The following is a 1,525-nucleotide window of genomic DNA, read 5'->3' on the forward strand; positions in this document are numbered from 1 at the left end:
CAGCACACACGCGCGAGCGCACGCAGCGCACCCCGCGGCTCAGTGCTCCCCGAGCGCCCGGTCCACCGCCGCCGTGATCTCGCCCTGGTCGAAGTGGCTCCGGATCACGATGACCTCGGCGTAGGTGTCCCCGATGGCCTCGACGAACTCCTGGCTCGTCAGGATCACGTTCGCGTCCTCTGCGACGTCACGCACCGAGGCGACGTCCGCCGCCACCACCGCAGCGCTCAGCCCGAGCGACGCCAGTGCCTTCTCCGCGTTCACCTTGAGGATGCCGCTCGACCCGATGCCGGCTCCGCAGATCGTCACGATCTTCACGGCGCGACCCCCGCAGCACCGGAGGAGGCGACGCCGAGGATCGTCCGGACCTCGTCCGCCGTGGTCGCCGACGCGAGCCGTGCGGTGACCGTGTCGTCGTTGAACGTGTTCGCGATCTCGCCGATCGACTCCAGGTGCGTCCCGACCTCGGCCACGGCGAGCCCGAGCACGACCCGCACGGGGTCGTTGTGCGGGTGCCCGAACGCCACCGGCGACGCGAGCGTGACGAGCGCGAGGCCGTCCCGGACCACCGACGACCCCGGTCGGGCGTGCGCGAACGCGAGCCCGGGAGAGATGACGATGTACGGGCCGTGCTCCTCGACCATCTCGATCATGGCGTCCGTGTACGGCTCGTTGGTGGCACCGGAGGCGACGAGGGCGTCACCGGTCAGCCGGAGCGCTCCGCGCCACGACGACGCAGTGGCTCCGAGCACGACGGCGTCGTCCGGCAGCGGTGGGAGCGGCACGTCCTAGGCCTCCTGGTGTCCTGCGGTGATGGTGGCGATGATCTCCTCGCGGTCTTCGAGCGGGAGGAACGAGCCCAGGGCGGCGTTGATCTGGAACGCGGCGAGGTCGTCGAGGTCGTACCCGAACGTGCCGGCGAGGAGCGCGAGCTCCTTCGACAGCGAGGTGTCGCTCATGAGGCGGTTGTCCGTGTTGACCGTGACGCGGAACCCGAGCTGGTACAGCACGTCGAACGGGTGGTCGGCGAGCTCGTCGCCCCACGCGGCGATCGCACCGGTCTGCAGGTTCGACGAGGGCGCGACCTCGAGCGGGATCTCGCGGTCGCGCACCCACGATGCGATCTCGCCGAGCGACGCGAGGGTGGAGCCATCGCCGGCGTCGGACAGCGAGATGTCCTCGAAGATCCGGACGCCGTGCCCGAGGCGGAGGGCCCGGCCGTCGACGAGGGCCGACCGGATCGAGGCGAGCCCGTCGGCCTCGCCCGCGTGCACGGTCACCGGGAAGAGCTGCGCGGCGAGCCAGTCGAACGCGGCCCGGTGGTTCGCGGGCGGGAATCCCGCTTCGGCCCCGGCGATGTCGAACCCGACGACGCCGCGGTCGCGGTGCCGGACCGCGAGTTCGGCGATCTCCTGCGCGCGATCGGCGTGCCGCATCGCGGTGACGAGCTGGCCGACGCGGATGGACCCGCCGGCGGCGTCGACGGCCTCTTCGATGCCGGCCTGCACGGCCTCGACCGTCTGGT

3 protein-coding genes are annotated in these 1,525 nt (G+C 71.9%); all 3 read right to left on the reverse strand.

What is annotated here, in order from left to right:
• Nucleotides 1-39 precede the first annotated feature (39 nt).
• Entirely contained in the window at nt 40-318 is a 279-nt protein-coding gene (locus ACSW7Y_RS17155; protein WP_438127431.1) for a PTS sugar transporter subunit IIB, read from the reverse strand.
• Nucleotides 315-785: a PTS sugar transporter subunit IIA gene (locus tag ACSW7Y_RS17160; RefSeq protein WP_438127432.1), complete on the reverse strand. Its 471-nt coding sequence runs from the start codon at nt 783-785 to the stop codon at nt 315-317. The genes ACSW7Y_RS17155 and ACSW7Y_RS17160 overlap by 4 nt, the downstream gene beginning before the upstream one ends.
• 3 nt (nt 786-788) lie before the next feature.
• Nucleotides 789-1,525 (reverse strand): adenosine deaminase family protein (locus tag ACSW7Y_RS17165; RefSeq protein WP_438127433.1); only part of this gene is annotated, 737 nt, incomplete at its 5' end.

Origin of the sequence: Curtobacterium flaccumfaciens (assembly GCF_051548005.1) — a bacterium.
GTDB lineage: Bacteria > Actinomycetota > Actinomycetes > Actinomycetales > Microbacteriaceae > Curtobacterium.